Below are 5,973 nucleotides of genomic sequence, written 5' to 3' on the forward strand. Positions count from 1 at the left end.
CACCCCGGCGCCGCATCCCTTCCCCTGACATCGTTATCCCCCCACCCCCCCACCCCGCCCCGCCCCCGCCCGGCGCCGGACAGACCTCGCCAGCCGCACCCGCCGCGTTCCGCTCCTGGACCACGGCCGCCGACTGGCAGGACGGCACCGCGGCGGGCACGGTGGTCGGCACCGGGACACCGGCCGGTGACCGCGCCTCGCTGACGATGGCCGCCGCCGTGGGGGAGGAGAGGCGCGAGGACCCGTTCGGGCTTCTCACCCGCCGCTGGGAGTACGCCCGCTGGACCTCCGCGTTCCAGGAGGCGGCAGAGCCGGCCACCGAGCTGGTCGTCTCGTGGAACGCCGACACCCCGCCCGGAACCTGGCTGCGCGTCGAGGTCCGGGCCCGGCGCTCCGACGGCGCCGACACCCCCTGGTACCGGCTGGCCGACTGGGCCGCCGACGACCGCGACATCAGCCCGGCGTCCGCCGCCCGGCAGAGCGACGGCCCGACCGCCGTCGCCACCGACACCCTCGCCGTCACCGAGCCGGCCTCCGGGATGCGGCTGACCGGGTACCGGCTCCGGCTCACCCTCCACCGGGCGCCCGGACACACCACCGGCCCCCGGGTGCGGCGGGCCGGGGTCATGACCTCCGCCGTGCCCGTGCGCACCACGGCCCCGCCCACGGAGCCGGGCGTGGGACGAGGCGTGGAACTCGGGCTCACCGGTCTGTCCCAGTACACGCACACCGGCCGCTACCCCCGCTACGACGGCGGCGGCCGCGCCTGGTGCTCGCCCACCTCGGTGCGCATGGTGCTGGCCCACTGGGGCCGCCACCCCGAGCCCGGGGCCACCGACTGGGTCGACCGCTCCTACGACGACCCGGACGTCTGTCACGCGGCCCGCCGCACCTACGACCACCGGTACGCGGCCTGCGGCAACTGGCCCTTCAACACCGCCTACGCGGCGAGCCATCCGGGCATGAACGCCGTCGTCACCCGGCTGGGTTCGCTCACGGACGTCGAGGAACTGGTCGCGGCCGGTATCCCGGTGATCACCTCGCAGTCCTTCGCCGACGGGGAACTGCCCGGCGCCGGGTACCAGACCGCCGGCCATCTGATGGTGGTCTCCGGGTTCACGGCCGACGGGGACGTGGTGGCCCACGACCCGGCCGGCCGGACCAACGCGCGGGTGCGGCGCGTCTACCCGCGCCGCGCCTTCGAGACCGTCTGGCTGCGCACCCGGGCGGAGCTGCCGGACGGGCGCACGCTCGGCGGCAGCGGCGGTGTCTGCTACCTCCTGTGGCCCGACGACGCCGACTCCCGGCAGCGCCACGCGCTGGCGCGCGCCGGGGTGCGGTGAGCCTCGCGGCTGGTGAAGATGGGACGCGCCGTGTCGTGACCACGGGCGGTCGGGCATACTCCTGACGCCGGACCGCAGGTCACGGCCGCCGCGAACCGGTGGGCCGGGACGTCCGGTTCCAACGGCGGCGCCGCCACACCCGGAAGGGCGCTGCCGCAGCGCCCGACAGGGAGGAAGAGCGAGATGAACCCCGCCCAGGATCCCGCGCCGGTGCGGCGCCGACTGCCCAGCGAGGAAGCCCACCAGCTTCTGGATCTCGTCCGTGACCTCACGGACAAGGAGATCCGGCCCGCCGCCGCCGAGGGGGAGGCGGACGCCCGCTTCCCCCGCGACACCTTCCGCACACTCTCCGAGACCGGGCTGCTGGCCCTGCCCTACCCCGAGCGGTACGGGGGCGGCGACCAGCCCTACGAGGTCTACCTCCAGGTACTGGAGGAACTGGCCGGCGCGCGACTGGCCGTCGGCCTCGGCGTCAGCGTGCACACGCTCGCCTGCCACGCGCTCGCCTCCTTCGGCACCGCCGAGCAGCGTGCGGAGCACCTGCCGGCGATGCTCGGAGGCGGCCTGCTCGGCGCCTACTGCCTGTCCGAACCGGCCGCCGGGTCCGACGCGGCGAGCCTGCGCACCCGCGCGGTGCGGGACGGCTCCTCATGGGTCGTCAACGGCACCAAGGCATGGATCACCCACGGCGGCATCGCCGACTTCTACACGGTGCTCGCCCGCACCGGCGGCGACGGGCCGCGCGGTATCACCGCTTTCCTGGTGCCCGGCGACGCTCCGGGGCTCTCCGCGGCCGCGCCCGAGCGGAAGATGGGCATGGGAGGGTCCCCGACCGCGCAGATCAACTTCGACGACGTGCGGGTGCCCGACGACCGCCGTCTCGGCGCCGAGGGGCAGGGCTTCTCCATCGCGCTGGCCGCTCTGGACTCCGGCCGGCTCGGCATCGCGGCCTGCGCCGTCGGCCTCGCACAGGCCGCGCTGGACGAGGCGCTGGCGTTCATGGCCAGGCGCCGGCAGTTCGGCCGGGCGCTCACCGACTTCCAGGGGCTGCGGTTCCTGCTCGCCGACATGGCGACGCAGATCGAGGCCGGCCGCTCGCTGTACCTGGCGGCGGCGCGGCTGCGCGACGAGGGTGAGCCCTTCTCGGCCCAGGCCGCGATGGCCAAGCTGTTCTGCACCGACGCCGCGATGAAGGTCACCACCGACGCCGTGCAGTTGATGGGCGGCTACGGGTACACCACGGACTTCCCGGCAGAGCGTTATCTGCGGGAGGCGAAGATGCTCCAGATCGTGGAGGGCACCAACCAGATCCAGCGTCTGGTGATCGCCCGTCACCTCGCGGGTTCGCCGGCCGACTGACGGCCGGCCACTCACGTCGGTCGCCCACGTCGGCCGCCGACGTGGAGCGCCGACGTGGAGCGCCGCGCCGGTGGCGGTGTCCCCGTCGCCGGTGAGGGCCCGTCGTCTCCCGGCATCCGCCGGGAGGCCGACGTGGTCCGGCCGCCGCGTCATGGGCGGCCGGACGGGCCTGTGCGGTGCTGTGCGCCGCGGTCGGTCGCGCGCCGCGACCTCCGCTCCTGCGGGGACGGCCCGCGGGAACGCGAGGGCGCCCTAAGCGGCCTGGCGCACCGCGTCCAGCGGCGCGGCCGCCGGGGCGGGCTCGGTGGCGCGGGCGGCGTGCCGTCCGGCGTGCGAGAACGGCTGGGTGCGCCAGTCCAGCGTCTCCGGCAGGGTCAGCGGCTCCTCGCCGCGCACCGCCACCGGCTCCATCACCGGCACTGCTCCCGGGACGGGCCGGCCGGAGCCGGGGCAGACCGTCAGCCCGAAGGGGTTCCACGGGGTGGAGCAGACCGCGTGCTCGGGGAGTTCGGTCTCCGCCGGTGTCACGGCCACGGGCTGGGCGCACGTCGGGCAGGCGCGTCGCACCACCACCGGGTGATCCACACCGTCGTCGGCGTCCGCATCCTCCTCCGGCCAGTGGCCGGACGTCACGGTGCCCTCCGGAGCCCGGGCCTCGGGCCCGGCGGAGTGGATCTGCTTAACGTTGCGCATAGGGCATTCCCCCGTAGGACGGAACGGTGGGCCGACGGCCACACCAAGCACTGCCCATGGCATCCCATCAGTAACCACTGTGAGCTACCGCACTCGCCGAGCGGTGATGTGGCGTTCGTCACATTGTGCCGTCCCGGGCTTCCTGACGGCGCCCGGGGTGTGACCGCGCGCGCCCGTACCAGTAAGTTGACCGGCTGTGGAGGAACTCGACCGGCACATCGTGGAGCTGCTCGTCACCGACGGGCGGATGAGCTACACCGACCTGGGCAAGGCCACCGGCCTGTCCACCTCCGCCGTGCACCAGCGCGTGCGACGGCTGGAGCAGCGCGGGGTGATCCGCGGCTACGCCGCGATCGTCGACCCCGACGCCGTGGGGCTCCCGCTGACGGCGTTCATCTCGGTGAAGCCCTTCGACCCCAGCGCGCCCGACGACATCTCCGAACGGCTCGCCGGGGTTCCCGAGATCGAGGCGTGCCACAGCGTCGCCGGTGACGAGAACTACATCCTCAAGGTCCGAGTCGGCGCACCGACCGAGCTGGAGGACCTCCTCGCCCGGATCCGCACTCTCGCCGGAGTCTCCACCCGCACGACGGTGGTTCTCTCCACTCCGTACGAGGCCCGCCCGCCGCGCGTCTGACGGCGCGTCACGCACGAGCCGGCGCCGCACGGGGCGGCGCGGCCCCGCCGTCGGCCACGGGGCGGGCCCCGGACACGGCCGCCGGTTCACCGCCCCCGGCAACCGCGCCGCCCACCGGGCGCGGAACACTGTCCGACATGACCGACCCCACTGCCCCCCGCCCCACCGTCCTGCTGCGCGGCGGCACCGTCTACTCCCCGGCCGACCCGTTCGCCACCGCGATGGTCGTCGAGGGCGACCGCGTCGCCTGGGTAGGGTCCGAGGGCGCCGCCGAATCCTTCGTGGACGGCGCGAACGAGATCGTCGACCTCGCCGGCGCGCTCGTCACCCCCGCGTTCACCGACGCGCACGTACACACCACCGCCACCGGGCTGGCGCTCACCGGCCTGGACCTCACCGGCGCCACCGACCTGCCCGCGGCGCTGGAGGCGGTCGCACGGCACGCCCGCTCCCGTCCGGACGACCGGGTCCTGCTCGGCCACGGCTGGGACGCCACCGCCTGGCCCGAGCAGCGCCCGCCGGGGCGCGCCGAACTCGACGCCGCCGCCGGTGGGCGCCCCCTGTACCTCACCCGGGTCGACGTGCACTCGGCCCTGGCTACCACCGCCCTGCTGGAGCAGGTCCCCGGCATCACCGCCCAGGACGGCTACAGCCCGGACGGCCCGCTGACCGGTGACGCCCACCACGCGGTGCGCGCCGCCGCCCACGCGACCGTCACCCCCGCGCAGCGCACCGCGGCGCAGCGGGCCGCGCTGCGCCACGCCGCGACGCTGGGCATCGGCGCGGTCCACGAGTGCGCGGGGCCCCGTATCTCCAGCGAGGACGATCTCACCGGCCTGCTCGCGCTGGCCGCCGCCGAGCCCGGCCCGCGGGTCTTCGGCTACTGGGCCGAGGCGTTCACCAACGCCCGGGACGCCGCCCGGGTGCGTGAGCTGGGAGCCTGCGGGGCCGCGGGCGACCTCTTCGCCGACGGCTCCCTCGGCTCCCACACCGCTCATCTCCACGCCCCCTACGCCGACGCCCCGCACACGGGGGAGGCCCATCTGGACGCCGCCGCCGTCGCGGCCCATGTGACCGCCTGCACCGAGGCAGGTGTGCAGGCCGGGTTCCACGCCATCGGCGACGCGGCGCTCACCGCCGTCACCGACGGGGTGCGTGCCGCCGCCGACCATGTCGGGATCGAACGGGTCCGCGCGGCCCGGCATCGCGTCGAGCACGCCGAGATGCTCACCGAGCACACGATCGCCGCCTTCGCCGACCTCGCCCTGACCGCGTCGGTACAGCCCGCCTTCGACGCCGCCTGGGGCGGCACCGAGGGCATGTACGCGACCCGGCTGGGCGCCGAGCGGGCCGCCGGGCTCAACCCGTACGCCGCGCTGCTGCGGGCCGGAGTGCCGCTGGCCCTGGGCTCCGACGCCCCCGTCACCGCGATCGACCCGTGGGGCACCCTGCGGGCCGCCGCCTTCCACCGCACCCCCGAACACCGGATCTCCGTCCGGGCGGCGTTCGCCGCTCACACCCGGGGCGGCTGGCGGGCGCTGGGGCGGGACGGTGCCGGCACCCTGGTGCCGGGCGCGGTGGCGGACTACGCGGTGTGGCGCACCGGCGATCTGGTGGTGCAGGCGCCCGACGCCAGGGTCGTTCGCTGGTCCACCGATCCGCGCTCCGCGACGCCGGGACTGCCGGATCTGACCCCCGGGGGCCCGCTGCCCGAGTGCCTGCGGACGGTCGTCGGGGGCCGTACCGTCCACGATCGACTGAACGGGTGATCTCCGGTCCGGGGATACCGCCGAACGATGTGTGCCGGGTGCGGGGCGTGCCGCCGACCTCTCCGCACTGACCTGGAACTTTGGTCAAAACGCCCAGGTCGGACAGGTGTTGACAGGCGGCGGTGATCCAGCGGTAGGTTCGGCCGGGTCCACCACAGGATGTCCGGCCGGA

General features: G+C 75.3%; 5 protein-coding genes. 4 read left to right on the forward strand and 1 reads right to left on the reverse strand.

What is annotated here, in order from left to right:
- A partial coding sequence (locus tag E0D90_RS22805; protein WP_130799891.1) for a C39 family peptidase occupies window positions 1-1,343 on the forward strand: 1,343 nt, incomplete at its 5' end.
- Between the two features lie 183 nt (window positions 1,344-1,526).
- A complete protein-coding gene (locus E0D90_RS22810) occupies window positions 1,527-2,702 on the forward strand; it encodes an acyl-CoA dehydrogenase family protein (protein ID WP_103500593.1) in 1,176 nt (391 codons plus the stop codon).
- A 252-nt stretch (window positions 2,703-2,954) separates the two neighbouring features.
- On the opposite strand, the gene E0D90_RS22815 is transcribed toward E0D90_RS22810, so the two are convergent.
- Entirely contained in the window at window positions 2,955-3,395 is a 441-nt protein-coding gene (locus E0D90_RS22815; RefSeq protein ID WP_103500592.1) for a hypothetical protein, read from the reverse strand.
- Window positions 3,396-3,591: 196 nt separating this feature from the next.
- Here E0D90_RS22815 and E0D90_RS22820 point away from each other — a divergent pair, with 196 nt between their 5' ends.
- Entirely contained in the window at window positions 3,592-4,032 is a 441-nt protein-coding gene (locus tag E0D90_RS22820) for an Lrp/AsnC family transcriptional regulator (protein WP_103500591.1), read from the forward strand.
- A 137-nt stretch (window positions 4,033-4,169) separates the two neighbouring features.
- Window positions 4,170-5,801 (forward strand): amidohydrolase, encoded by a 1,632-nt coding sequence (locus tag E0D90_RS22825; RefSeq protein ID WP_130799892.1) that lies wholly within the window; start codon window positions 4,170-4,172, stop codon window positions 5,799-5,801.
- Window positions 5,802-5,973: the final 172 nt, after the last annotated feature.

This window comes from Streptomyces otsuchiensis (assembly GCF_004305975.1).
Lineage (GTDB): Bacteria > Actinomycetota > Actinomycetes > Streptomycetales > Streptomycetaceae > Streptomyces > Streptomyces otsuchiensis.